Here is a 24,511-nt window from a genome sequence, read left to right as displayed (position 1 = left end):
CGGAAAAGTCACACTTACACTGAATGTGCTTGAATGAAAATTCGCCTCTGCGCATATAGGAGACATTTTCTGTTTGGGTTTCAGGTAAGTAATGGTGGAACCTAGGGACGAGGTGGTCGTCTTTGCCCAAAAATACGACTGTCGAGATTCAGAAACATATCGCTAAGATTGGTGAAGAAATTGGATTTATTTCAAAACTTGAGTATCAATTCTCCCTTGGTCGAGATCATCTGTATTCACCTATTTACGATGTCGTTTGGTTTATGGATCTTTCATCCTTTGTCAAAGGAGAGATTGTCGAGAAATATCTGGGTCAAGGGAATGTCTGGAATGAATACGTACGCCATGTTCCCGTTGCTGTCTTTGAGATTGAAGGCTCAACGACGAGTTCGAAGAATCAGGTAGGTAATTTCGCAAACGCTTACCTTTCGCCTGCATTCTTTAACATTATCGTTGTGAACAATGCAGGTGCTGGAACAGAAAGAGACACCTATCGCAGAGGAGTTAAAATCTATCGAAGTTTTACCACTTTGCTTGGAAATCGAAACGCAATTTTTACGGATTATGAGTTTCTCAAGGATATAAAAGTCAATCAAAAAAGCATCGTTTCGCCAACTGTTTCAAAGCAACAAAACATGAGGAGAAAAGGTTCCGGCGGAGAAACGTCATCCGTTGAGTTGGCTGATCGGATCATACATGATTTTCGGAGTAGTTGTTTCCTCTTGAGACAAGACTACGAGCCGGACCAATTTTATTGGCACTATTCAATTGATCAGGCTCGGCAGAGCGTTATGTGCTTACCGGAACTAGATATCCTCATGCACAAACAAGTGATCTGGAATCCGATTACTAAAGAGAAAAGGATGGCTAGGCGGGCGGAGGACTTGTACTATATCCCTAAAATCGATCTTGTTTATGGGGTGATGCTGCCATTTGCCTTTACAACCTTTCTCCGCAACTTAGCCGTTTCCATGGGGGACGATGCTTGGCACTACCCCATCTTAGCCTATATGCGTCAGAATACAAAGCCGTTGGAACCGTTGTTTTTTCCGGTAATCGGATTTGAGATAGAGACTTCCGTTTCAAAACACCTTTCTGGAGGGATCATCAACTTGTCATCGAACACGTTTTGCGGTGTGGTCGTAAGTCCCCGTGTTTCTTCAAGACATGTGAAAACGTATAAAGAGTTATTCGGAGTCAGAAATGTCTTTCATAAAAGCAGCGAGGAGGTATTGGAATGAGAATCATGCTGACGATCCCGGTCTATAAAGACAATTTCGATTGGAAGAGTTGGGACAAGAAGTTAAAGGACATGATTGTTGACCATAAGGTAAACCTCATTGTCTTCCCGGAAGGCTTCATTGGCGACGTACCATTGGATGAATTGGAAGATGAAGTTCAGTACTTGGGGGATCTCTTTCAATGTTCCGTGTTGACAGGAATCGGCGGGATAGATGGAAGTCAATGGGCTGTTTATTATAATCCCATCCCAGATGATGGAGAAACCGAATGGAAGGTGTATTGCAAGCATTCTACCGCCAGAACAATTGCCTTTGATATACCAGAGTACGACGAAGAACATGACATCCTATTTGAACCGATTTATTTTATGGGCAAGAGAATTCAAGTCAATATTTGTCACGATATCTTCTTTCCGATGATTACGGAACGGATGCGGAGGGAGGGATTGGACGTTCTGATCAATCTGACAGGCGGTAACGTGACCCCAAGTAAGTGGCATAACGTTTTTCGGGGTCGTTCCTATGAAATGGACGCTCCGATTTTATGTACGATGGGTTACGATCCGGAAAAGAGCGGGGTTTCGGAGGCGTTTGCTTACTTTAAAGGCAAGCAATTAAAGGCTGTAGTCCGAAAAGGATCCATAACGAAACAACAGCCAGAAATCGCTGTATTTGATTTGTCGAATCTGCAAACCGAAATGACCGAACCGGAGGTATCGGCGTCTAATAAAATCTATAACGACTTCACTGTTGCCTTTTCTATGGAAAGGAAGGCCGATCTGCAGATTGCTCTGTCTTCCTCGGGCCTTATCGTGAGGGATACAACCCAAAAGACTATAACCCAAAAGACTATAGAGATTGAGGATGAGTTTGCACTTCTGTGCCGCGACGTGTCTGTTACGTTTCTTCCTTACCGGTTGTTGAAAGACCGAACTGCTGTCCTCAAACATTGCGATACTTCGGCGGAAAGTCATATCGTCGTATATCACAGTGTCCGGCCGGTGGATGTGGACGAATGTCTTTCGTTATTGAAATTGCGTGTCATTGAAAATCGCATAGGAGCCGTTATCGTATCTCCGAATCTGAAAGCGGGGATGAAAACAAATCGGTATAAAAACATACAGTTGTTCTATCCTGTGGAGGATATGATTGGTTTCGATCTCAACTTTTTAGGCGGACCTAATTCTGTATTCTCTAACAGTTCAAGTTTGCTTGGTATACATCGAAAGCATAAAGATAAATACTATTCACTTGTCAATCTATGACTAACTGAGCCGCTTGAGTAGTAAATAATCATACCTAAAATTGCACAGGAAGAATCCGGAATAACCAGGATTATGTCCGGAACAATCGGGTGAAGTGGTTCGAGGTTGAGGTATATGTCCTGAGGTATATGTCCGGATCTTTCCGGTCGAAACCATATGTCCAGTTCATTCGGGTTAATATGTCCATAAATATCGGGTGAACGCCCGATCAATCCCGTCAATGGAACCGTTTGCCCGGTGAATCGGGGCTAATATGTCCATGGATTTCGGGTCATATGACCAAAGAAATCTGGTAAATGTCCAAACGAATCTATCCAATATGTCCTTAAAAATCGGGTGAACGTACAACCCTATCCGGACATTGGCGAAACTTCGGAATCAAACCTGAATAACCGGATGTTATCTGATGCGTAATGTCCGGCCCGATCGGCGGCCTGGAAACGCCATGCGATAAAAAAGCCAGAATCAACTGGACATTTACCCGTTTTTTTTTTGGGCATATCACCAGAAATCTATGGACATATGCACTCCATCCTGACGGCTGAACCGATTGCAGATCTCAGACGGCCGGGTTGTGCAGCGAGCCCGTCTGGACTTTTGATGGAATTTACGAGTGGGCAAAAGCGAATGCGTTCAGGAAAAGATAAGGGCTGCCCCCGATTGCGCGTTTTTGATCCAACGCCTTCTCCAGCCAATCCTTGACGTTCTGCGGGAAGATGGCTGTGTTGCACATCGGGCAGGCATGAAATTTCGCCCCCGATATCGTCACCCGGATTCCGTCATCGCTCGTCCACCCCAGGTTTCCTCTTTGCGCCATGCATTCGGCTCCGCAATGAAAGCATTTCATCCGCTGATCCTCTTCCCGTCGTCATATGTTGAATTTTACGTTAATTTCATGCTAGAGTTTTTGGTGTGAGAATGTATGTTCGTGTTTTACGCGGGGTGATATGATGCTCTCGGACCGCGACCGCAAATTGCTGCGGATCATCGCCAACTACAGCGCCGGCCGCGGCCGTTTCCCGACGCTGAAGGAACTTCAGATCAAATCGGGCCGCTCCAGGCCCGACGTCATGGCCGGGCTGAAAGTACTGGAGCAGGAACGATATTGTTGCCGATCACGTAATTTGACGGTGGAACAACCACCGACAATGACGTGATCGTTTGTACGTCAGCCACGTCACCCATATGAGAATTGGGTCGCCAATCATCAACCGGAAATGTGAAAGCGGCAGGTTAGCCTGCCGCTCCACGCTGCTTGTCCAAATCCGCCAACACGCGGCCAATGTGTGCTTCTTCGACAACCTCATGCCCTTTCCCTTCTGCATCATACAATGCATGGGTGCAAATCAGATTGATCACACGAGGAAGTCCTTGGCTTGCCGCATGGATCATCTGCACGGCGCTTTCTGAGAATACCGGACGCTCCAAACCGGCCGTCCTCATGTGATGCTTGATGTAGGCGCCGGCTTCCTCGCGCGTCATCCCGGTCAGATGGTACTGCATGCCGATCCGCTGTGCAATTGCCTCGAACTTCTTCAGGCGCAGCTTCTTCCGCAGTTCCGGTTGTCCCGACAGGATGATCGGAAAGTAGGAGCGCGCGTCCATCTGGGCCCCCATAGCAAAGCGAAGTTCGAGCAGCATTTCTTCACTCATCTCGTGAGCTTCGTCCACAACCACAAGCAGCGAACGCTCCCCCTGGGCTTCCCGTTGCTGAAGAACCTCTTCCCACAGCCGCTTGGCTTTCGGCAGCGAGTAGGGCGGCACTTCGCCGACCTGCCTCAGCAATTCGCTGTAAAAATCACGCGGTTTGAGGTTGGACTGGCTCAGGTACACCGGCAGTGTCATCATTGGATCGAGCGAGCGGAACAACCGACGGATCAGGGCAGATTTGCCGCTGCCCACCTCACCGGTCAGCACTCCGAGCTGACGCTGTGCCACAGCCACGCTCAGTCGGGCGAACGCCTCTTCATGACCGCGAAACGAAAAACAGTCCACCATATCCAGCATGCGCGTAAAGGGCCGGATCGCCGTGCTCACCGCTTCTCACCTCCCATGGTGGTGCACGCATAGCGGATTTCTTCTTCCTTCCACTGTGCTTTTCGTTTCTGTTCCGCCAAATCGAGAAAGGAGAGCTGCACGTCCGCTTCTTCTGCCGGCGCGACCTCGTCGGCGGGGACCCGGCGGTCGCGGTAACGCCGCAGTTCGACCGGCTTGGCATTGCCGCGGCGAACGCCTTCGAACCAGACCTGAATCTCCCGCAGGTCGTACGGATCGTAACGCAGCGTCACCTGCCGGCTGCCGAGATCGCCGTCCACTTCATACGTATTGCCCAGGAGGCGGACACAGCCGGTCGCATCCACCTTGCGTGTTTCTTCCCACAGAAAGATCTCGTTCAATTCGGCGAGCGACACCCGCCTCGGCCGGCGCGAACTGCCGTTCCAACGGGCCTGAGGGGTTTCTTTCGTTCCGCCATGCACCCGCTGGTGGTAATAGCCGTCGATCCACGCCCAAAGCGCGTCGTTCAGCTCCTCCAGCGTCGTCAATTGGCCCGCCTCGATGCGCGCGTACACTTCGGGAAGGAAACTCGTGTCGATGAACTGAAAGCTCCTCTCAATTTTCCCGCGTCCACGGGGCTGGAAAGGGCGCGTATGACGCAGGTCGATCCCCAGCTTCCCGCAGATGCGGGTCAGGTGCTGGGACGAAAACGCCGCTCCATTGTCCACGTACAGCATTTCCGGAACGCCGCAGCGCAGGATCGCTTTCTTCAGGCAATCTTCCAGCCGCGGCAGCTTCTCGTCGAAGTAAAACTGGGCATGCAGGATATACCGGCTGTAATCGTCGAGAACGAGGCACAAGATCGTCTTTCTCCGTTTCTTCGGGTTCCTCGGGTCAGGCAGGTAGACGAAATGCTTGAAGTCCGCCTGTACCAGAACCAGAATATCCTCCGCTTCGAAGCGGCGGTGGCCGGATGCCGCGTTTTCTTTCATGACGCTGCGGCGGCTGAGACCGGCCTGGCGAAGGTGGCGCGCCAGTGTGCTGGGTGCAACCGTTCCCGGCGGGACCAGTGCGCCTTCCTCGAGCAGAAAGATGATTTGTTCGACGCTCCGTTCGGGCCTTTCACGTCTCAATTGTTTGGCCTTCTCCAGCACGGCCCCGTCCATGCGCAAACGCCCCTTGGAACTGCGGACGCGCGGCTTCAGCGCATCCCAGCCGCCCTTGCGATACGCCTCTACCCAGCGCTCCAGCGTCCGAATGCTCACGGTGCGCGAGCGTCCGCCGGGGACTTCATAGACGCAGCGGGACGCCTCCTGCAGCAGCGCCTTCATTTCTCCGGGCGCCAGCGGAGTTTGCCGGCTGACGATCGGCGCAATCAGTGCATACCGGGCAGCGGCGATGCTTTCGGGATGTTCCATCGGCAGAACCCTCCTCGGAATATGGATTCGGGGAATCTCCCCAGCCTCCATTGTCGCCGCTCCCCCGGGCTTTCATCGACAGCCAACGTTTGTGGGATCATCAACCGGGCACCGTCACCGACAATGGCCGTGCCCATCGGTTCAGCCGATGCAGCAGCGACCCCTCCTGAGCCGATGTCCGAAGCCGTTCCCAGCAGGCGAACCACAAAGACCAGCCGGCTCCCCGCCCACGAGGCAACGCCACCTGCGGGTGCCGGGAAAGAAGCCACGCAGCCAACCGATCTTCCAGCTTGGAAAGCATGTCCTTCCAGCGGCGGCACCACCGCCGGATCGTGCGTACGGACCACGGACCGCCGGGCCAGGCGGCGGATTGCTGCGCCATGGTTATACGTGAAGCGCCATGGGTCTCTCCCCGGACGACCTCTTCCTGGATGTCGACCGCCGTTTGCTGCTTAGGCAGAAGGAACGCCGGCAATACGCTCGTCGTTCTGGAACATTGGGGGCAACGAAAACGAAAAATGGGAATGACGAAACGTTCCGTGAGAGTAAAGACACATCGGAAAAACCGGCCGTGCCGATGCAACATCACGGTTTCGGAGCAGTGCGGACACACACGCGGCCGGTCTGCTTCGGGAATGCCGTCAGAGCAGGACTGAAGATACCGCTTTACATCCAAATTCCAATCCGTTACGATAGACATAGCGATTTATTCGCAGGGCAAATAGGAAGACTTGGGCGCCAACCTGAGGGTCTTCCTATTTGCGTTTTCTGCGAAGATTGCATCCTCCTGATGATTGTCGTCTCAACTCCCATCTACTTACGACAACCAACGGTTTATTTCCTCCGCCAACATACATAACAAAAAATCGCCTTTCTCACGTCAAATTACGTGAGTGGCGACACGATATATTGAGTTGGACGAGAACGGACAGATTCGAAACCTGCTGGAAGCGTGGGAGAGGCCGGCTTTCCGGCCTTGATTTTGTTGATGTTCGAGATCTCTTTACCAAATTCCTGTTGAGAGCCCGAGACCGTGCATCATGGAAGCCGGGAAGTTGACGCTGGAACGCAAACGGTGCAACGTTTGTTTATGAGGGGCCCGGCCGGGTTCCTGCCAAATCAGGCTGGCATGTCAAAGTCTTGATAAGTGAAGAAAAAAGAGATATACTTTGCATCAGAAAGTGACGCTATCCTTGGAGAGGAAAAAGTCTCTGTCTCAAAGTCGAAGATGAACTTCAGCAGCGTCAGCAGAGACGTGCTGAAGGCCGTCAATGCCATGACAAGTTGAAAGGCTTCCATGGCATCAGTGGCCAGGCCCGGGGGCAAATCTCCGGGCCTTGGCTTTTTGGCAAGCGGCCTAAAGCCGGTCGGAAGGGGCGTTGTATTTTTTTCGAAATCCGCAGGTTGTCTCGGATGCCGGCGATTTCAAACCGTTTCCGGCCGTTTTTCTCGCCCTGATCGCTTTTTTCTTGTGACGCGGGCGGATTCGAAGAAGCGGGGCGGGCGATTTCAGAAACGTTGATGCCCCGAACCGGGCCGCGTGAGAAAAATTGTTGCCGTAAAAATTTGAAAATGCGTTCCGGCGTCCATTAAAATAGAATCAGAAAATCCGAAAGCAAATTTCTCCAAACTTTCATTCCTCGCGTGTTTCAATTTCCCTTTGAATCCTCTATGCTTTGGCCCTCGCGGAACCTGCTTCGGTTTCCTTGAATGCCGCACATCTGCATCCCTTCTGCTTATGGCTCATCAAGTTGAGCCGATTTTGAACCAGTGGCAGGAGGGTATCTATGCATTTTTCTCCTTTTGACAGTCCCGCCGTTTTTCCCGGCAAGTCGATCCAGGTTGAACTTTGGCAACGCAGCGATGCGCGCTTTGCCGCCTTGGTCAGGGAACGCGCCGAGATGTCCCGTCCCCAATCCTCGTACCTGCAGGCAAAGAGGATGGTGCTCTGTCAGTGCTCCAACGTTCACGTTGAAACGTTCTCGGAAAACGATTCGGAGTGCACGCTGGAGTATTCCGTGCTCCTTGCGGCGGCAAGCCTGGATGAAGCAAAAGATGAACTTTGCTGCATCCTGCTTCTGCTTGAAGCGGAAACGGCCCGCCTGTTTCCCCGCATCCTTTCCGCGTAAGTCCGGGATTTCCGGACGTTATGGGGCCCGTTCTGGCCCCGAGTTTCATAGTAGGAAAGGAGATTCAGAAACATGTCTGCAAAAGTGCAATTCATTCATCCAGATCATAATGAATGCTTTACTTGCACGGACTGCGGGGAAACCATGCCCCGGCGCGAGGTTGACGCAAGCGGGCGCATCCTCCGCATCAATTTCCGGGATGTGGCCGTTCCTTCGGTGTGCAACGCCTGCCTGGCGAAGCGCCGGGCGGAACGGAAGGCGCGCCGCACGCTTCAGCCTTTGGGCTTTGCGGTTTCGCGCAAGAAGATGAACGGTGAATCCCGAACCGTGAAGGTGGCGGTCTACCTGAACGAACAGGAAAGCGATCTGCTCGACTATCTGGCGCATTGCTATGACATGCCCAAATCCGTCATTCTGACGAACGCTTTCAACCTGTTTTGCAAGGAGAATTTGACCCCCGAAGACCGGGAACGGGCACAGCGCTGGAAAGAGTTCAAGATGGAGATGCGGGGCGTATCCCCGGCGGCGGGGCAAAACGGTTCCTGAGCAGTCAGCCGGCGGGGCCGGCCCGGGCCTGTTTCTCGCCTTTCCGTCCATGCACCGCGCCTCGTTTCCCTCGCCTGGTCCTGCGGCACCCGGTTGATTCGCATGAAGATGCGATGAAACCGGGGGCCGCAAATTTGACTTGAAATCCCCGCCAAAGACGTTCTACGTTTGAGTTGGAGCCATGTCCATATTCGACGATAAAGGAGATGGGACGAATGAATGCGGTGCGCATCAACGAAGAGACGGGAACCGAGGAGTATGTGTATTGCCCGGTCTGCTTCGGGGAACTGCTCCTGGGCGCGATGACGAAGGAAGGCGAGGTGCTTGAGCCGGAAGTGGGCAAGGTTGCCGTCCACCCTTTGCCTGAAGGCTCCGTTCCGGTTGTCATGTGCCGGGACTGCGACTGGAAACAGGTCATGCGGCCGGAGGACGTGTTTGTCTTCGAAGGACCGCACGTTGCGGATCCCTACGAGGAATGATAAGGGAAGAGGTCCGTCACCTCTCCCTTTATGCAACGGGGTTCTCCCGGTTACAGTCTCCGTTTGTTGATGCGGCTCCATCCCATGCGGGAGATCGGAGAAAAATGCTCATGCTGCTGACGGATCATTTCATCGTTCATGGGAACATAACGCCTGGTCGTTTCAATGCTAGCATGAGCCACGATCCGCTGCAGCGTAAACAAGTCTCCGCCATTCATCAGGAACTGCCGGCAGAAGAAACTGCGAAAGCGGTGAGGCGAAACGAGTTCACTCGGAATGCCCGCCGCTTTGGCGTAAAGTTTGAGGCGCTTTCGAAAATGATCGGCTTTCAGGGGCTCGCCGTAATTCGACAGGAAAATGTAGTCGGAGTTGAAATAACGCTGGTTCTCATCGATCAGCCGCAAGACCTCGCGCAGCACGTGGACAGAGACGGGAACCATGCGGGGCTTGCGGTTTTTGTTCATCCAGCCGGGCAAATGCACGCATCTGGTTTTGGGATCGATATTCTCTGCTTTCAACCGCAATGCTTCGTGAATCCGGAAACCGCCGTCGGCAAGGAGCATCATCAGGGTTCGATCCCGAAATCCCGCATAGGTCGAGGTGTCTGGAGCGGCAAGCAATCTCTCCAACTGCTCCTCCGTCAGCGTGTCTTTCTCCTTGTGATCAAAACGGGGTTGTTTTATGTTGCTGATCGGATTGTCCCCGATGATGTTTTCCCGATGCAGGAAATTGAACATGGTACGAAGAATGCGCAATCGGAATGCCACGGTATAGGGGGATAAAGTTTCTTCGGTCTGCATCCGGCAGGGCACTTCCGAGTATTTCCGTTTGTTTGCCATGTAATCGACATAGGAGCGCAAGTGTTCTGCTCCGATTTGCTGAATGAACCGGATTTCCGGATCGTACTGGTTAAGCCATTCCCGAAAGTACCGCCAACCATTCACGTATTCCTCGAGCGTTCGTTCCCTCATTCCTTCGGCCTTTTTGGAGGAGTAAAAGATTTGGAAAGCGTGGTCCAATGTGACCATGTTTTCGCTCGGAACCTGCTGCAGATCCCTCGTTCTGCCCTTTACGATCCTTCGGCCTTTTCTTGGATCAGCGGACATAACCATAACAAAACCCTCCTGCCAGATTTTGATCTGCAGGAGGGCGCAATCGGTCTCATTGCTTGTTCAGGCCAACAATCCGAGTCAAGACCGACAGTTCACGGTTTTGAAAGACCAAGACTGTGCGCCTTTCGAGTGCACAGTCCCGGATCCTCAAACCCGCAAACCCTTGCGGGACAAAGGATTTATGGAACTGGCGCGCCACGGTGGGACTCGAACCCACGACGCACAGTTTAGGAAACTGTCGCTCTATCCAGCTGAGCTACGGGCGCGCAGCAAGATGTATTATACCACATTGCGACTGTCGAAGGAAGGGACGGCGACCTGAAAATCGTTGCCGCATCAACCTTCGTATCTGGAATCGTTGAACAGGTAGGTCTGCGGCGCACGATCCGTTTTGACCGGCTCCGTCTGTTCGGCCTGGATGTCGAATTCAGTCTCCCCTTCCTCGCCGAGCATCTCTTTGCGCAGTTTCTCCGACTTCTCGCGGTAGTAAGCCTCGATCTGCGATCTCAGGATGTAGGAACGCAACCAATTCGCGTGGTCATCTTTCAGCTCGATAATGCGCGTTCCGCACCGGGTGCCTTCCTCGGTGCGCTGCAGATGAACGATCTCCGTCCTGCATTCAAAGCGGTTGCCGAGATCCAATTCAAGGTGAAGCTGGTTCCGCGTCTGCAGCGGAAGATCGATATTGAACAGCAAGCCGATTCCGGACATGCTGATGTTGTCCAGCAGAACGGTCGGCGGATCCGGGAACTTCCGTTCCACCTTGCGCGCATGTTCATACAGACTGAGCACCCGGGCCTGCTCTCTGACCGGCACCCGCGGATCCTGCCGCTTGTCCTGGAATTTGCGGCGATTCTCGGGAGGGTTCAGCACGACCAGCGCGCCCTGATCCTTCGCAAGCACCGTTGATTCGAACACATAGATGCCGCCCTTGGCGTAAATCATGACCTTGACCTTTTCGCCGAGCATGAACTGGTCGTATTGCGGGAATTCAATCTCCAGCAGCTCGCCGGCGACATAGGTCAGCGTGCCAGTCGATACAAATCCTTTTTTTTCGACGACGGCTTTCGAGTCCATCAGCACCGAGACGTCGTATCCCATCGAGCCGGTCGACGAATTTCTCGGTGACGGGGAAGTGTTGGATAACGGCATGGTCCTTCCACAACTCCTTTCTGTATGGGACTCCTGTATGACAAAAAAACCATCCCCGATTAGCAGGGATGGTCTACCGTTACATGCAGCGACAGGTACATCCGAATCCCGGTAACCAGGCGATCATAGCTCGTGCGGAGCCGTAGACCCTTAGCTTTGCGTCCTTGCCTTTCGACAAGTTTGCCCTTTGCTGATTCGATGCCGATATAGATGTCAGTCATATTTCAAGAATCTGCAAAGTTCATTATACTGTAAATTGTATTGAAATGGCAATGCCAATTTTCATAGGATGGAGCCGCAAGTCATGCAGCCTTGGCACTATGCTCGTGTCGAAAAGCGGCAGAAAAAAGTGGAGTCCAATCGACAAAAACTTACAAATTCTGTGGATCAAGAAGTGTATAATGGAAGCACAATCCATAACTTCTATCGGGGGAGACTGAGGCAGATGAAGAAAGATCGCTTGCTGGGACAGCTGCAAACGCTTCGCTTTCGTCTGCACGCACTTGCGGAAGCAAGAGGAAGTCTAACCGACCCGGAAGTCCTCGCCCTGAGCGAAGAGGCGGACAGGCTCATCGTCGCACTGCAGCAGCTGCAACGGGACGAGTTGACCATTCCCGACAAAAAAGCCCCACGCTTATGAACGATTGCGCAGCGCCCGGAAGAAGCTGGTGAGCAATTCGGAGCATTCGCTGCGCAGCACATCGGATATGACCTCGGTACGATGATTGAATCGCCTGTCCTGCAACAAATTCATCAGCGTGCCTGCGCAGCCTGCTTTCGGATCGTCCGTTCCGTAGACGACGCGAGCGATCCGGGACTGCAGGATGGCGCCGGCGCACATTGGGCATGGTTCCAGCGTGACATACAGCGTGCAATCGAGCAGCCGCCAGGCATTCAGATGCTCGCTGGCCTGACGGATGGCCAGTATTTCGGCATGGGCGGTCGGATCGCGCATCGTCTCGCGCAGATTGTGGCCTCTGCCGATGATCTCCCCGTTTTTCACAATAATTGCGCCGATCGGGACTTCCCGCAACGACTTTGCTTTTTTCGCTTCCTCTATGGCTTCGCGCATGAAGCGCACATCGTCCTCTGCAAAGCTCATTCATCTGCCTCCTCCGCTGTTCGATCCTGCACTTTTGACTGTCTATACCGCGAACAGATATTCGTTGTTAACACGTTGTGCATAAATCGGTGGATAACTAAAGATTTGTCCACAGTTGTCCACATCCTGGAAATCGAGATACCGATGTTATCCACAAGTTTTGGCTGTATGGAAGGAGGTGCCCGTGTTGTCATTCAAGATCAGGTTGACCTTGATCCTATCGACCATCGTGATCATTTTCCAGACACTCACCGTCATTGTGAACGATTATGCGATGCGGGTCAACCTGAAGCGCGAAGTGCAAGAACTGATGCACAACATCGCCGCAAGCGTCACGGAGCATGCCGCCCGGGTAACGCGATCGGCAGACGGGCCGGATAAAAACTCGTCCGGCCTGGATCCGACCGCACTCATTCAGGATTATCAGTCCCTGCACCGCAACATCATGGAAATCGCGGTATTCCGTCCGGCGGAAGAAGGGGGGGCCGGCTCCTCATCCGCGCGGGAAGCGGGGAACGCTGCATCGCAGGAACTCACCGGACGTCTGCTGTACGGCAGCTACGACATCCATGCGAGCGGGACGGATTCGGCCGATCTGGCCGAGGCCATGCGAAGCGGCGAGGTTTACCGCTCGCTCAGAAGCGGAGGAAAGACCTTGCTTGCCGGCACGTTCGGATTTCCCGAATCGGGGCTTGCCGTGCGCATCGCGGCGGACCTGTCGCCCATGTACGGCATGATCAGGGAGACGCGAAATTATCAGATCTCCCTGTCCGTTCTCCTTCTCCCGGCAGCGGTCGCCATCAATTACGGGCTCGCTTATGTGCTGATCCGTCCGCTGCGCCAAATTCTGGGCAAGGTGGATGAAGTGGCATCCGGACGATTCGATACGCCGCTTGCCGTGAACCGCAAAGACGAGACCGGCCAGCTGGCCGAACGGATCAATGCGATGGCGAAGAACCTGGACGTCTACACGGCCAGGCTCAAGAAGGCGTTTGAAGAAAACCGGTCGATGAAGGAACACCTCGAGTCCATTATCCACCATACGACGGACGCGATCCATATTGAAGATGTGAACGGTGTGCTCATCCGCGTCAATCCGGCGTTCGAGCAGATGTTCGGATGGAGCGAGGAAGAGGCGATCGGACGCAGTCTGCCGATCGTTCCCGAGAGCGGCATGAAAGAGGAGCTCGAAGCCCGGGAAGCGCTGCTTGCCGGCCAGATGCTGCCGGCGCGCGAGACGATCCGCCGCCGGAAAGACGGCTCCTGCTTCGAAGTCAGCGTCACCACCTCGGCAATCCGCGACAGGAACGGCGTCATCCAGGCGTTCGCCAGCATTACGCGCGACATGACGAATCGGAACAAAATGGATGAGCTTCTGCGCCGCGCGGAGAAACTGAATACCGTCGGCCAGCTTGCCGCGGGGGTGGCCCACGAGATCCGCAATCCGCTCACGACACTGCGCGGATTCCTGCAGCTCCAGCAGCAGACGAACAAGCTGAATCAGCGGCACATCGATATCATGCTGTCAGAGCTCGACCGGATCAATCTGATTGTCAGTGAATTTCTGATTCTGGCGAAACCGCAGGCGACGAAATTCCGGATTCAGGATGTGCGGTTCATCCTGGGCGATGTCATCTCGCTGCTCGACAGTCAGGCGCATCTGTGCAATATTGTATTCACCACTTCTTTCGACAGCGAGCCCTGCGAGGTGGCCTGCGAGGAGAATCATCTGAAACAGGTATTCATCAATATATTGAAAAATGCGATCGAGGCGATGCCCAAGGGCGGCGAGATCGAGATCGAAGCCCGGAAACAGCCGGGCTGGATCGTGATCACCATCCGGGATCACGGCGTCGGCATATCGGAAGAGATGATTCCGAAGCTGGGCGATCCGTTCGTGACCAGCAAGGAGTCGGGGACCGGACTTGGCATCATGATCAGCCAGCGCATCATCCAGAGCCATCAAGGGACGATGGAGATCCGCAGCACAGTCGGGGAGGGCACGACCGTTACGATCAACCTGCCCGCGGTGGAATGAGCCGGCGGACGATGAAGACCCCCCTGCGCTTCGCACAGGGGGGTCCAAGGCATAGCTGCTCATGAATCCTTCGTTGCTGCCGCGTTATTGCCGGACACCTGCAGCGACTCAACGGCCGACGCATCCGTGAATTTGCGGAGAATGGAAACTTCGACGCGCCGGTTCTTCGCGCGGCCTTCGGGCGTGTCGTTGTCCGCCACGGGCCGGAATTCCCCGTATCCGGTCGAGCTGACCAAGCGGGGATCGAGATTGCCCGCCTCGATCAGCACCCTCATGAAGTTGATCGCGCGTTTCGCGCTGAGTTCGTAGTTGGATTCGAATTCGGCCGTGTTGATCGGCTGGTTGTCGGTATGCCCTTCGACGGATATCTCGTAGCCCGGGTAATTTCTCAGCATCGTGCCGATCGCAACGCCGAGCTCCTTGGCTTCCGGCGTGAGGTCCGCTTTGCCGGAAGCGAACAGCGCATTGTCGCTGATCGTAATGAGCAGGGACGAATGATTCAATTGGATATCGAGCTGTGTCGACAAATTGTTTTCCTGGATATACTGACTGAGCTGGTCGCGCAGCTGCTCGAACTCCCGAAGCTCCTGTTCCGCCCGGCGCGCCGCTTCGCTGGAGGCAACGCCTTCTTTCCCGCCGGACAACCGAACCATGTCGGTCGAGTTCGTCATTTGATCCACGGACACGACGACGGCCGATTGATCCAGAACGCCGATGCCGGAATTGAACGCCACGCTGAACGCCCGGCTCATCTCCTGGAACTTCTGCGCATCGACGGAGCTCATGGCGTACAGCACGATGAACAGCGCAAGCAGCAGCGTGAGCAGATCCGCGTAAGGTACGAGCCAGGTCTCATTGGGATGCTCTTCGTGATCCTCGTGTCTATGCCGTCTGCTCAACGCCTCTCGCCTCCCTTTCGCGTTCCTCGCGTTCATGCAGCGCTTGCCGTTCTTGCGGCGTCAGGAAGACGGACAGCTTCTGGTTGATGGCAATCGTGGAGACGCCGGATTGAATCGACAGCAAGCCTTCAACCATCATGAGCCGAAGTTCGGTTTCCCGCTGGGAGAGCCGCCTCAGCTTGTTGGAAATCGGATGCCAGAGCACATACCCGGTAAAAATACCAAGCATTGTGGCAATGAACGCGGCGGCGATGGAGTACGCAAGCTGGGCCATGTCGGTCATATCCGAAAGCGCGGCGATCAGGCCGATGACGGCGCCGAGCACGCCGAGCGCCGGAGCGTACATGCCGGCCTGGGAGAAGATCTGCGCTCCCGCTTTGTGCCGCTGTTCGGTCGCATGGATTTCTTCCAGCAGAACATCGCGCACGAAGTCCTGGTCCTGGCCGTCGATGATCATCCGCATGCCGTTGCGAAGGAACGGATCCTCGATGTCATCCACCCGCGACTCCAGCGCAAGCAGACCTTCGCGGCGGGTGATCGTCGCCCATTCCATGAACAGCCGGATCAATTCTTCTCGCGAGACCAGCTCCTGCTTCTTGAAGAGAATTCGGATCAGTGCGGGAAACTTCTTCAGTTCGGACATCGGAAACGCTATGAACAACGATGCGGCCGTACCGACGAGAATGATGACGTAAGCGGCGGGGTTGATCAATTGTGCCAGAGGCGCGTGTTTCAACAACATGCCTCCGATGATCGCCACAATGCCGAGAATGATGCCGGTAATGGTCGATTTCTCCATAAGACACCTCGCACTGACTTTAAGAGATGATGGTAGGACTGGGATACGCCTTGCGGCATGAATCGGGTCCGATCGACACATGCCATATAGTATTTATCGTCATTCTTGTGGAGATTATTAGATTTTGAGCCGACAAAATCAGCCGTGCAGGCCGGCGGCCGGCCAATGCCGCGGGGAAACGCGTTCTTCCCGCGGATAAAATGCTGCGGCTTCGAAAGGATGGATGTCTATGGGAGTCAGGCACGGTCGGGCGTACGGGGACATTTTGCGGGAGTTGACCGAAGCGGTGGGCGGCATCGAGGACAGCTACCGGTTGTGCGGCATGGAGGCCGAAGAATGGGCCGGGCTGGGGGAACAGGAGCGGCGCGAGACGCTGGAAGCCATTGCGGATGACGTGTTCTACGGACTCGGCGCGCAGCCGGTCATTGCCGTCGGCGCCGGCAAAGTCGTCTACCATCCGAAGTTCCATGTAATTGAAGTTTCCATTAATAACAGGGAAAGCCGCATCGTCCGGCTCATTTGAACGCATGCTTTACAAAGAATTACAGAATCCGTACAATCGAGGTAATGTAAGCATGTGAAAATATGTGACATTAACGCCTCAAGGAGTTCAAAACCATGTCGCTGAAATATACGGTGCAGCCCTTCATGCTGGACGAACGCGATCTGATGCCTTATTTTCAGCCCATCCTGGCATTGGACAGCCGGCTCGTGATCGGTTATGAAGTGTTGGGCCGGTACCGCACGGACGAAGGAGCGGCCAGCCTCGGTCCGTTCTTCACGGATGCGAACGCGGATGTCCGGGAGCAGGTCCGGGTCGACCGCATCATACGTGAACGCGCCATCGCCCGTCTGGCGCAGGCGTCGGAAACGCAGCGGCCGCTGCTGTTCCTGAACGTCAAGCCTTCCTGGATCGACCGGACCTACCAGGATGAAGGGAAGCTGCAGACGCTCCGCATGCTGGAGCGGCACGGGATCGATCCGGACCGGGTGGTCATCGAGATCACGGAAGACCGTTATGCCGGCTCCATGCAGCGGCTGAGTGAGATCGTGGGCGTCTATCGCCGCGCCGGCTGCCGGATCGCCATCGACGACACCGGCACCGGGTTCAATTCGGCTGATCGGATCGCCGAGCTTCACCCGGACATTCTGAAGGTGGACATTCACCTCATGAAGCGCAGCGCAAGCCACAGCGGCTATCTGGCCGTGCTCCGCAGCTACTCGGTCCTCGCCGAGCAGATCGGGGCGTCGCTCCTGATCGAGGGCGTCGAGACCGAGGACGATCTGCAGCGGGCCATCCAGCTGGGCGCCCGGTATGTGCAAGGGTATCTGTTCGCGCCGGCCGAGCCGGAATTTCAGCCGAAGGATCGGTATGCCGGCATCGTGGACAGGGGACTGGCGGAGCATCGCCGGAGCGTCCGGCGGTCGGAAGCCCGCTGGCGGGAAACCGGCGAGATGCTGTCCGGCTGCCTGCAGTCCGTCCGGAGCGGCCTGGGCAGCGCCGGCGGTTCGGCAGACGATGCCGACCGGTACGACCGGCTTGTCGAAGGACTGGCGGAGAAGCTGCCGGATACCTGCATCCGCGTCTATCTGTGCCGGGAGGACGGCGAGCAGCTGTCGTCCAACTTCCAGCGCGAGGGCGGCCGTTGGGTGAGGCAGCCTGAGTACCGCGGCTCGAACTGGAGCTGGCGGCCGTATTTTGTGGCCGACATGCTGCACCCCGCGGTCGGCGTGAACGCGAACATTTCGCGGAGTTACACGGATCTCGGCACGCGCCGATGGATCCGCACGATCTCCGCTTCGCTTGCGCCGGGTCTCATCGTGCTCTTCGATATCATGGATGAAGAAGCGGCGGTCAAAACGGATGGTTCGGGGCTTGCGGAATAGCGGGCCGGTAGACCATGCAATGGAACATTTCAGGGCCGGCGGAGGTCTGGCGGCAGTAAGTGTCGTCCAGAACGAAGCCGGCCTTCTCGTAGGCGCGGATGGCGCGGGTATTCCAGGCGAGCACCTCCAGATCGACTTCGTCGCCGGGAGAGCGCCGGAGCGCTTCTTCCGCGGCGAGCCGGGTCAGGACGGCGCCCGCGCCTTTGCCGCACAGGTCCGGGCGCAGACCGAGGCCGAGTCGGGTAACCTTCAGCAGTGGGAAAAATTGGACGTAGCCGATCAGCTCATCCCTAACGTTCAGCACGGCGGCGTACTGCGTTTCCCGCAGCCACGGGTCGCCGAACTCGATGCCGCGGGCGCTCATTTCTTCCCAGGATGGCCAGTTGAACCGGTCGTACGGCGGGGGATAGCGCCAGCTGCAGATCGCTTCGGCATGGGCGGCCGACATCGGCACGATGCGCATGCCGCGCAGCTCCACGGGGAGTCCGCCGTCTCCATCGTGCTCTGCCTTCATATCCGTCATCCCCGTACCCCCCTTGCGGCAGCCAATTTCAACGAAAACTTCACGATTTCATTATAACATTGCCGATCAGCCGTGTTATGATAAAGGGTAATTGGCATAGAATTTGCAATTTATCCGAACACGGAGATGATCAGGAGCTGGGTATGAATCGTTTGATATGGCTCGGCTGCCTGTCCTATATGGTCATCGGCATGGCGCACGTCGTGGCGGGCGCCGTGCTTGTGCCGCTGATCGGCGCATACGGCGTTGAGTACGGGGACGGCGGCCAATTCATCATGAATCAATTTGTCGGATTTCTGGTTGGCGTGCTTGGCGCGCCGCTGGTCACCAGACGGCTGGGCCGCCGGAGCGCGCTCATTCTGGCGCTCGGCTGCCTGACCGTCGCGGAGGCGGCCTACAGTCTGCTGCTGCCGTGGGGCTGGATGCTCGCATCCGCGCCGCTGGCGGGGTTCGGGTTCGGCATGACGGAAGCGGTGCTTGGCGCAATCATTATTGAATTCGTAACGGACGGCAAAGCTTCGGCCATGGCGAAACTGGAGACGTTCTTCGGCATCGGGGCGCTCGTCATGCCGATTCTGGCGGGGCTGCTGATCCGTGCGGACGTCTGGCAGATGGCGTTCCCGATCGTGACCGCCCTCTCGGGCATCACCATGCTGCTCTGGTTGACCATGTCGTTCGGGAAGGTGGACGAACTGATCGCCTACCGGGCAGCCGCGGCGGCAGACCGGCCGGCCTTGAAGCAGGCCCGCTATGCGCCGGCCGCCTGGCCGCTGCTTCTGGCGGGCACGCTCTACTTCGCGCTCTATGTCGGCATGGAGATGAGCTACAGCAACTATCTGCCGGCCATTCTGCTCGAGCGGACCGACATGAGCGAGGCGGCCGCCTCGGCCTCGCTGAGCGTCTTCTGGGGGCTGATGGTCGTCGGACGGATGTTCGCGGGGCGCATTGCGGACCGCAGCGGTTATTTCCGCTACCTGCTGATTTCCACCGCGGCGGGGACGGGCATGCTCGTCATGCTGGCGCTGACGGGCAGCGCCGGCGCTTCGCTGCTCTGGATCGGGCTGGCGGGACTGCTCTGGTCGGGCGTGTTCGCGGTCGCGCTGCTGTACGTGAATCAATACATTCCCGGCATGACGGAGCGGACGACGAGCCTGCTGATCGCGTCGGGCGGCGTCGGCGGCGCCCTGCTGCCGCGGACGACCGGGTGGATCATGGATCATTACGGAGCCGTCGGCACGCTGTGGATGATCGCGGCCGCGGCATCGCTGCTCATTGCGCTGCTGGGCGTCATGGCGCTCACGGTCCGGGCGATCCATCAGGGCAAGATGCAGCCTAATGTCCTGGACGCCGGCCGACATTAAACAGCCGGGACAAAAGCGAACGCATGACGCCTGAACAGGAGACGGGAGGCGTATTCGGATGAGAGCGATCGTCAGCATGCGCTGGGTGCTTGCGCGGATGTATGAGCCGGATCTGGCCATCGTCGACTGCCGGTTTCTGCTGAGCGATCCGGAGGCAGGCCGGCGCAGCTACGAGGAGTCGTACATCCCCGGCGCGATCTACATGGATCTGGAGCGCGACCTGTCCGGACCCGTCGGGAAGCACGGCGGACGGCATCCGCTGCCGGACATCCGGGAACTTTCGGCGAAGCTCGGCAAGGCCGGCATCGACCGCGGCATGCGGGTCGTCGCCTACGACGACCAGGGCGGCGCGATGGCCGCGCGGTTCTGGTGGCTGCTGCGCTACATGGGGCACGAGCGGGTCTATGTGATGGACGAAGGCTTCTCCGCCTGGAAGAAGGCCGGGTTCCCGGTGACGGACGCGCCGCCGCCGATCCGCGTGCCGAAGACGTATGTGCCGGACGTGCGGCAGGAACTGCTGGCGGATGTCGAAGCGGTGCGGCACGCCGTCCGGACCGGGGAGAGCGCGCTTGTCGATTCGCGCGAGCCCGCCCGCTATCGCGGCGAGACGGAGCCGATCGACCGGGCCGCCGGCCACATCCCCGGCGCCGTCAACCGCTTCTGGAAAGAGAACCTGGACGAAGCGGGCCGCTGGCGCAGCCCGGAAGAACTGGCGGAGCGGTTCGCGGCGCTGCCGCAGGACAAGCCGGTCATCGTCTATTGCGGCTCGGGCGTGACCGCCTGCCCGAACGTGCTGGCGCTGATGGAAGCGGGATACCGCGATGTGAAGCTGTACGCGGGCAGTTGGAGCGACTGGATCTCGTACGAGGACAATCCGGTGGCGAAAGGCGGGGAGTAGAAGTCGAGAGCTGTGTAAGATTCGAAAGACGGGTTGTGACAGGTTGAAAGTTGGAGACCTGTTGCAGCCCGTTCTTTTTTTTTCGTGATGCGGAGCAAATCTTTATTAAATGAGCCTTTTGCATTAATCTGAACCCTTGAGCTTCAAGGTTTTTCCGACATAAAAAAGGGACTTCACCCCAACTTGGAGAAGTTTTCAAGTGACCAAAACCGAAAACTTTCAGGGAGTGAAGTCACTTTGTATATTCTCCAAGAAAGCTTGTTTTCCTTCGAGGAATTGCAAAAAATGCAGTCGAAAGATCGATTGCCGATCTTCTTTAGCTCGCTTGATCTAAGACCCTATGCCAAGGAACTGAGAAGCCGTTCACCCCGAGGCGCTGACGGGCATTGCAGACAGGGGATTTTACGCGCGCTCCTGGCCGCGCCGTTTGAAGGAATCGATACCTTTACGGCTTTGCATCATCGGTTGAGCACCGACCTGCGGTTCCGCTACCAGTGCGGACTTTCGCTTGATCGGGAAGCGCCGTCCATCTCCACGCTCAGCCGCGTTTTTGCCGAAATGACGAAAAAGGAACTGGCCAAGCGGCTGTTTGAGGATCTGGTTGAGCGTTGCCGGCAAGAAGGCATCTTGGACGGCAGCCACGTGGCGATTGACAGTACCGCCATCCGTGCTTACGAGAAAAAGCAGCCCAAACGCAAGAGCGAACAGACCGGCAATGCCAACTGGGGAGCGAAACTGGATTCGTTCGGCAACAAGATCACCTGGTTTGGTTACAAGCTCCATCTGGCTGTCGATACGAAAAGCGAACTGCCGCTGGTGCTGGAAGTCACGCCTGCGCACGTCAATGATGGAGAAAGGGCGCCGAGCCTGATGGAACAAGCAGCATCCAAAGCCAACCCGCGTTTCTTCATGCTTGACGCGGGCTACGACCAATTGAAGGTTTACGAGGCTGCTCGAAACGTCAAGGCCCAGGCCATTATTCCGCTCAACCTCAGGCGCGAACAGGAACCGCCTGCCGGGACAACGGCCAATGGGACGCCGTGCTGTTCAATGGGCTATGCCATGACTGGACCTCTGTCAATAGATTGGACACATGGAATCGAGAAAATTACGCAACATAATCGTACATTTGTTCGCATTGAATGGGTGTGAGATACCCGATCGCCGAATGGACTCGTTTGCGATTGTAGAAAAACTCGATATATTCAAAAATCTTGCTTTGCGCTTCCTTGCGGGTCTTGAACTTTTCCAGATAAACGAGTTTCCAGATAAACGAGTTCCTTTTTGAGTATGCTGTGGAACGATTCGATGCAGGCGTTGTCGTAGCAGTTGCCCTTGCGGCTCATGCTGCCCTTCATCCCGTATTTTAGGAGCCGTTTTTGATACTCATGAGATGCGTATTGGCTGCCGCGATCGGAATGATGCAGGACTTCGCCTTTCGGCCGTTGACGGTTGTAAGCCTGATCCAGAGCTTGCAGGACCAATTCCTTGGTCATTCGCTCGCCGGCGTGCCAGCCTACGATTTTGCGCGTGTACAAGTCCATCACGCTCGCGACATAAAGCCATCCCTCGTCTGTCGGAACGTACGTGATGTCTGCCATCCAGACTTGATTGGGAGCTTGTGCCGTGAACTGCTGGTTCAGCACATTGTCATGCACCGGCAGATGGTGTTTCGAGTTCGTCGTCGCCTTGTATTTCTTGACGGTGCGCGACTTGAGTCCCAACTCCTTCATGATGCGGGCGACTGTTTTCTCGGATACCCGAACACCTTGCTGGCGCAGGACCTGAGTGATTTTCGGGCTGCCGTACAGGCGACGCGAGTCCACAAAGATACGGCTAATCTGTTGTTCCAGTTCTCGGCGACGTTTCTTTCGCTCGCTTTCCTGACGTCTGGTCCATTGATAGTAACCGCTCCGGGATACGTTCAAAACCTTGCACATCTCCGACACCGGATACTTGGAGCGGTGTTTGTGGATAAACGCAAAGATCAGTTCCGGTCTTTTGCGAAGATGTGCATCGCCTTTTTTAAAATCTCGTTCTCCATCTCGAGTCGGCGGATTCGTTTCTGCATTTCGAGAAGGGTTTTTTCTTCGATTTTCAAGTTGCCGCTGCCGCGAAACGCATTAACCGGATCCTGTTTGAATTCGTTGATCCAGCGGTACAGGGTATTGTCGGATACGCCCAATTCCCGAGCAGCCTGCGCCACCGGCTTCCCCTGTTCTTGAATCATTTTCACGGTTTGGATTTTAAACTCTTTGTCGTATTTCTGACTCATCTTCGGACACCTCGTTTTTGCTAGGTTTATTGTCGCATTCTCGATTCTCGGTGTCCACTATTTAGTCTAGCATCAGCTTACTCTGAAATGGAATTATGCAAAAGGCTCAAATGGTTGTCATTCCCGATATATCAAGCAAAACCATATTATTCATTGAAGATAAATCCGGAGGCAGCATTCTATGAAGCTGAAATTGCAATTATTATCGCTTTGTTTCATTTTTTGCATTTTCATGATGAGCGCTCCTGTGAATGCAGAAAAAAACAACATTTTCGAATCCTATGATAACACCAGAGTCATCTACGGATACTTGGAAAATGGCGTTACCTATATTCCCATAGGCGAAATATGGCGCCAGTTCGGTAATCAATTATCCTTTGATGTCAACGAACAAAAAATTTTTTTCTCCACAAATCAAGGTGCTATTACATTGGGGTTTCAATCTGCCATTGGTGAAATAAATGGGGAGACCATTACCTTATCCAATCCAACCAAAAAAATTCAGAATACAGTATACGCCTCTGTCAGGGATGTTGCCAAACTATTTAACATAAAATTTGACCACCTGGATAAAAGTATGATGGAGCTTTTGCTGGACACAAAGAAGTTGCTGATCCATATCAAACCCATCACAAGCGCATATTTATATCATCCGAAAAAAATTGATGTCATCATGTACCACCATTTCGATCCGAACCGATCGGATTCCTTGACCGTTACACCCGAGAGATTTCGTGAACATTTGGATAAATTAATTCAGGCAGGTTATGAAACCATTACGGAAGAAGATTTATACCAGTATAAAACGAACGCTCATTATAAACTTCCAAAGAAGCCGCTGCTGATCACCATAGACGATGGCTATGCAAACAATTACTCGATCGCTTATCCGATTCTAAAGGAGAAAGGCTTGAGGGCAACCATTTATATCATTACGAGTTACAGAGGCAAGCAACCAGGATTTTCACGGCACTTCACTTGGGAAGAGGCCAAAGAAATGTATGATTCCGGGGTCATCAATATCGAAAGCCATACGCATGATTTGCACTACTATGTGCAGCAGGGAAAGAAGCAAAAAGCCGCAATTTTGGCCAGAAATGCCAATGAGGATGAACGATCCTATAAAAACAGAATTCTAAATGATCTTAAAACATCGCGGGATCTCATCCGGCAGCATGTCGGCAAAGAATCAATTGCCCTTTCATATCCATACGGTGTTTACGATAAAACGGTCATCCAATTAGCCAAAGAAGCCGGATTTAAACTGCATGTCACGATAAAAACAGACAAAAATCTGCGCGACGGCAATCCTGTGATTTATCGAGTAAATGCCCACGGCGACTACAGTGGTGAACAACTGGTAAGCGTATTGAATTCATGACATGAGGGGCT

The 24,511-nt window shown here is 54.8% G+C and carries 23 protein-coding genes, 1 tRNA gene, 2 pseudogenes and 1 riboswitch; of the genes and pseudogenes, 14 read left to right on the top strand and 12 right to left on the bottom strand.

Annotation, left to right across the window (positions count from 1 at the left end; genetic code table 11):
- The first annotated feature begins 122 nt into the window (after positions 1-122).
- Both THECO_RS17590 and THECO_RS17585 read left to right on the top strand, forming a co-directional pair.
- Positions 123-1,241 carry a hypothetical protein gene (locus THECO_RS17590; RefSeq protein ID WP_015256366.1) on the top strand — a complete coding sequence of 373 codons (1,119 nt, stop codon included), beginning with the start codon at positions 123-125 and terminating at the stop codon, positions 1,239-1,241.
- On the top strand, positions 1,238-2,506 hold the full coding sequence (locus THECO_RS17585) for a nitrilase-related carbon-nitrogen hydrolase (protein ID WP_015256365.1): 1,269 nt from the start codon (positions 1,238-1,240) through the stop codon (positions 2,504-2,506). The genes THECO_RS17590 and THECO_RS17585 overlap by 4 nt, the downstream gene beginning before the upstream one ends.
- 607 nt (positions 2,507-3,113) lie before the next feature.
- On the opposite strand, the gene THECO_RS17580 is transcribed toward THECO_RS17585, so the two are convergent.
- Positions 3,114-3,323, bottom strand: coding sequence for a hypothetical protein (locus THECO_RS17580; protein ID WP_157373624.1), 210 nt, complete (start codon positions 3,321-3,323; stop codon positions 3,114-3,116).
- A 130-nt stretch (positions 3,324-3,453) separates the two neighbouring features.
- On the opposite strand from THECO_RS17580, the gene THECO_RS17575 reads away from it, so the two are divergent.
- The gene (locus tag THECO_RS17575) at positions 3,454-3,663 is read left to right on the top strand and encodes a LexA family transcriptional regulator (RefSeq protein WP_041853982.1); all 210 of its coding nucleotides are present in this window, start codon (positions 3,454-3,456) and stop codon (positions 3,661-3,663) included.
- Between the two features lie 76 nt (positions 3,664-3,739).
- Here THECO_RS17575 and THECO_RS17570 read toward each other — a convergent pair whose 3' ends face one another.
- The 3 genes from THECO_RS17570 to THECO_RS22765 form a co-directional block, all read right to left on the bottom strand.
- Positions 3,740-4,543, bottom strand: a complete 804-nt coding sequence (locus THECO_RS17570; protein WP_015253876.1) for an ExeA family protein — start codon at positions 4,541-4,543, stop codon at positions 3,740-3,742.
- A complete protein-coding gene (locus THECO_RS17565; protein WP_015253877.1) occupies positions 4,540-5,919 on the bottom strand; it encodes a DDE-type integrase/transposase/recombinase in 1,380 nt (459 codons plus the stop codon). The genes THECO_RS17570 and THECO_RS17565 overlap by 4 nt, the downstream gene beginning before the upstream one ends.
- 100 nt (positions 5,920-6,019) lie before the next feature.
- The gene (locus tag THECO_RS22765) at positions 6,020-6,619 is read right to left on the bottom strand and encodes a DUF6431 domain-containing protein (protein ID WP_408646052.1); all 600 of its coding nucleotides are present in this window, start codon (positions 6,617-6,619) and stop codon (positions 6,020-6,022) included.
- A 1,087-nt stretch (positions 6,620-7,706) separates the two neighbouring features.
- Here THECO_RS22765 and THECO_RS17555 point away from each other — a divergent pair.
- The 3 genes from THECO_RS17555 to THECO_RS17545 all read left to right on the top strand — a co-directional run bounded on the left by THECO_RS17555 (position 7,707) and on the right by THECO_RS17545 (position 9,073).
- Positions 7,707-8,048 (top strand): hypothetical protein, encoded by a 342-nt coding sequence (locus THECO_RS17555; protein ID WP_015256363.1) that lies wholly within the window; start codon positions 7,707-7,709, stop codon positions 8,046-8,048.
- Between the two features lie 144 nt (positions 8,049-8,192).
- Entirely contained in the window at positions 8,193-8,594 is a 402-nt protein-coding gene (locus THECO_RS17550; RefSeq protein WP_041853980.1) for a hypothetical protein, read from the top strand.
- A 215-nt stretch (positions 8,595-8,809) separates the two neighbouring features.
- Positions 8,810-9,073, top strand: a complete 264-nt coding sequence (locus tag THECO_RS17545) for a hypothetical protein (protein WP_015256361.1) — start codon at positions 8,810-8,812, stop codon at positions 9,071-9,073.
- A 50-nt stretch (positions 9,074-9,123) separates the two neighbouring features.
- Here THECO_RS17545 and THECO_RS17540 read toward each other — a convergent pair whose 3' ends face one another.
- The 3 genes from THECO_RS17540 to THECO_RS17530 form a co-directional block, all read right to left on the bottom strand.
- Positions 9,124-10,185: a tyrosine-type recombinase/integrase gene (locus THECO_RS17540; protein ID WP_015256360.1), complete on the bottom strand. Its 1,062-nt coding sequence runs from the start codon at positions 10,183-10,185 to the stop codon at positions 9,124-9,126.
- A gap of 188 nt (positions 10,186-10,373) precedes the next feature.
- Positions 10,374-10,451, bottom strand: a tRNA-Arg gene (locus THECO_RS17535).
- A gap of 70 nt (positions 10,452-10,521) precedes the next feature.
- The gene (locus THECO_RS17530) at positions 10,522-11,337 is read right to left on the bottom strand and encodes a PilZ domain-containing protein (RefSeq protein WP_015256359.1); all 816 of its coding nucleotides are present in this window, start codon (positions 11,335-11,337) and stop codon (positions 10,522-10,524) included.
- 107 nt (positions 11,338-11,444) lie between these two features.
- Positions 11,445-11,532, bottom strand: a riboswitch (cyclic di-GMP riboswitch).
- Positions 11,533-11,782: 250 nt separating this feature from the next.
- On the opposite strand from THECO_RS17530, the gene THECO_RS17525 reads away from it, so the two are divergent.
- Positions 11,783-11,977 (top strand): aspartyl-phosphate phosphatase Spo0E family protein, encoded by a 195-nt coding sequence (locus THECO_RS17525; RefSeq protein ID WP_041854626.1) that lies wholly within the window; start codon positions 11,783-11,785, stop codon positions 11,975-11,977.
- Here the strand turns inward: THECO_RS17525 and tadA are convergent.
- Positions 11,972-12,439 carry a tRNA adenosine(34) deaminase TadA gene (gene tadA, locus THECO_RS17520; RefSeq protein WP_015256357.1) on the bottom strand — a complete coding sequence of 156 codons (468 nt, stop codon included), beginning with the start codon at positions 12,437-12,439 and terminating at the stop codon, positions 11,972-11,974. The two genes, THECO_RS17525 and tadA, sit on opposite strands and share 6 nt — an antisense overlap.
- A gap of 184 nt (positions 12,440-12,623) precedes the next feature.
- On the opposite strand from tadA, the gene THECO_RS17515 reads away from it, so the two are divergent.
- A complete protein-coding gene (locus THECO_RS17515; RefSeq protein WP_015256356.1) occupies positions 12,624-14,477 on the top strand; it encodes an ATP-binding protein in 1,854 nt (617 codons plus the stop codon).
- Positions 14,478-14,536: 59 nt separating this feature from the next.
- Here the strand turns inward: THECO_RS17515 and THECO_RS17510 are convergent, their stop codons facing one another.
- Together THECO_RS17510 and motA are read right to left on the bottom strand one after the other, a co-directional pair.
- The gene (locus THECO_RS17510) at positions 14,537-15,376 is read right to left on the bottom strand and encodes a flagellar motor protein MotB (protein ID WP_015256355.1); all 840 of its coding nucleotides are present in this window, start codon (positions 15,374-15,376) and stop codon (positions 14,537-14,539) included.
- Complete coding sequence (gene motA / locus THECO_RS17505; protein ID WP_015256354.1) at positions 15,360-16,175, bottom strand: flagellar motor stator protein MotA; 816 nt, start codon at positions 16,173-16,175, stop codon at positions 15,360-15,362. The genes THECO_RS17510 and motA overlap by 17 nt, the downstream gene beginning before the upstream one ends.
- Positions 16,176-16,404: 229 nt before the next feature.
- On the opposite strand from motA, the gene THECO_RS17500 reads away from it, so the two are divergent.
- Both THECO_RS17500 and THECO_RS17495 read left to right on the top strand, forming a co-directional pair.
- A complete protein-coding gene (locus tag THECO_RS17500) occupies positions 16,405-16,698 on the top strand; it encodes a hypothetical protein (RefSeq protein WP_015256353.1) in 294 nt (97 codons plus the stop codon).
- Positions 16,699-16,793: 95 nt separating this feature from the next.
- Positions 16,794-18,062, top strand: a complete 1,269-nt coding sequence (locus THECO_RS17495; RefSeq protein ID WP_015256352.1) for an EAL domain-containing protein — start codon at positions 16,794-16,796, stop codon at positions 18,060-18,062.
- Here THECO_RS17495 and THECO_RS17490 read toward each other — a convergent pair.
- On the bottom strand, positions 18,031-18,585 hold the full coding sequence (locus tag THECO_RS17490) for a GNAT family N-acetyltransferase (protein WP_015256351.1): 555 nt from the start codon (positions 18,583-18,585) through the stop codon (positions 18,031-18,033). The two genes, THECO_RS17495 and THECO_RS17490, sit on opposite strands and share 32 nt — an antisense overlap.
- Before the next feature lie 143 nt (positions 18,586-18,728).
- Here THECO_RS17490 and THECO_RS17485 point away from each other — a divergent pair, with 143 nt between their 5' ends.
- The 3 genes and pseudogenes from THECO_RS17485 to THECO_RS17475 all read left to right on the top strand — a co-directional run.
- The gene (locus THECO_RS17485; protein WP_015256350.1) at positions 18,729-19,946 is read left to right on the top strand and encodes an MFS transporter; all 1,218 of its coding nucleotides are present in this window, start codon (positions 18,729-18,731) and stop codon (positions 19,944-19,946) included.
- Positions 19,947-20,004: 58 nt separating this feature from the next.
- On the top strand, positions 20,005-20,844 hold the full coding sequence (locus THECO_RS17480) for a sulfurtransferase (RefSeq protein ID WP_015256349.1): 840 nt from the start codon (positions 20,005-20,007) through the stop codon (positions 20,842-20,844).
- Between the two features lie 237 nt (positions 20,845-21,081).
- Positions 21,082-21,912, top strand: a pseudogene (locus tag THECO_RS17475) (DDE transposase); the annotation flags it as partial.
- A 40-nt stretch (positions 21,913-21,952) separates the two neighbouring features.
- Here the strand turns inward: THECO_RS17475 and THECO_RS17470 are convergent.
- Positions 21,953-23,119 (bottom strand): annotated as a pseudogene (locus THECO_RS17470) (IS3 family transposase).
- Positions 23,120-23,300: 181 nt separating this feature from the next.
- Between THECO_RS17470 and THECO_RS20745 the strand changes: the two are divergent.
- Positions 23,301-24,500, top strand: a complete 1,200-nt coding sequence (locus THECO_RS20745; protein ID WP_015256346.1) for a polysaccharide deacetylase family protein — start codon at positions 23,301-23,303, stop codon at positions 24,498-24,500.
- The last annotated feature ends 11 nt before the right edge of the window (positions 24,501-24,511 follow it).

It is taken from the genome of Thermobacillus composti KWC4, from assembly GCF_000227705.2.
Classification (GTDB): domain Bacteria; phylum Bacillota; class Bacilli; order Paenibacillales; family Paenibacillaceae; genus Thermobacillus; species Thermobacillus xylanilyticus.
This window is presented reverse-complemented; position numbering and strand designations above follow the sequence as displayed.

Coding starts and splice junctions, on each gene's coding strand:
- THECO_RS17585 (WP_015256365.1), top strand. CDS start 1,238: ATGAGAATCATGCTGACGATCCCGGTCTATAAAGACAATTTCGATTGG.
- THECO_RS17580 (WP_157373624.1), bottom strand. CDS start 3,323: ATGGCGCAAAGAGGAAACCTGGGGTGGACGAGCGATGACGGAATCCGG.
- THECO_RS17575 (WP_041853982.1), top strand. CDS start 3,454: ATGATGCTCTCGGACCGCGACCGCAAATTGCTGCGGATCATCGCCAAC.
- THECO_RS17565 (WP_015253877.1), bottom strand. CDS start 5,919: ATGGAACATCCCGAAAGCATCGCCGCTGCCCGGTATGCACTGATTGCG.
- THECO_RS22765 (WP_408646052.1), bottom strand. CDS start 6,619: ATGTCTATCGTAACGGATTGGAATTTGGATGTAAAGCGGTATCTTCAG.
- THECO_RS17555 (WP_015256363.1), top strand. CDS start 7,707: ATGCATTTTTCTCCTTTTGACAGTCCCGCCGTTTTTCCCGGCAAGTCG.
- THECO_RS17550 (WP_041853980.1), top strand. CDS start 8,193: ATGCCCCGGCGCGAGGTTGACGCAAGCGGGCGCATCCTCCGCATCAAT.
- THECO_RS17545 (WP_015256361.1), top strand. CDS start 8,810: ATGAATGCGGTGCGCATCAACGAAGAGACGGGAACCGAGGAGTATGTG.
- THECO_RS17540 (WP_015256360.1), bottom strand. CDS start 10,185: ATGGTTATGTCCGCTGATCCAAGAAAAGGCCGAAGGATCGTAAAGGGC.
- THECO_RS17530 (WP_015256359.1), bottom strand. CDS start 11,337: ATGCCGTTATCCAACACTTCCCCGTCACCGAGAAATTCGTCGACCGGC.
- THECO_RS17525 (WP_041854626.1), top strand. CDS start 11,783: ATGAAGAAAGATCGCTTGCTGGGACAGCTGCAAACGCTTCGCTTTCGT.
- tadA (WP_015256357.1), bottom strand. CDS start 12,439: ATGAGCTTTGCAGAGGACGATGTGCGCTTCATGCGCGAAGCCATAGAG.
- motA (WP_015256354.1), bottom strand. CDS start 16,175: ATGGAGAAATCGACCATTACCGGCATCATTCTCGGCATTGTGGCGATC.
- THECO_RS17500 (WP_015256353.1), top strand. CDS start 16,405: ATGGGAGTCAGGCACGGTCGGGCGTACGGGGACATTTTGCGGGAGTTG.
- THECO_RS17495 (WP_015256352.1), top strand. CDS start 16,794: ATGTCGCTGAAATATACGGTGCAGCCCTTCATGCTGGACGAACGCGAT.
- THECO_RS17490 (WP_015256351.1), bottom strand. CDS start 18,585: ATGACGGATATGAAGGCAGAGCACGATGGAGACGGCGGACTCCCCGTG.
- THECO_RS17485 (WP_015256350.1), top strand. CDS start 18,729: ATGAATCGTTTGATATGGCTCGGCTGCCTGTCCTATATGGTCATCGGC.
- THECO_RS17480 (WP_015256349.1), top strand. CDS start 20,005: ATGAGAGCGATCGTCAGCATGCGCTGGGTGCTTGCGCGGATGTATGAG.
- THECO_RS20745 (WP_015256346.1), top strand. CDS start 23,301: ATGAAGCTGAAATTGCAATTATTATCGCTTTGTTTCATTTTTTGCATT.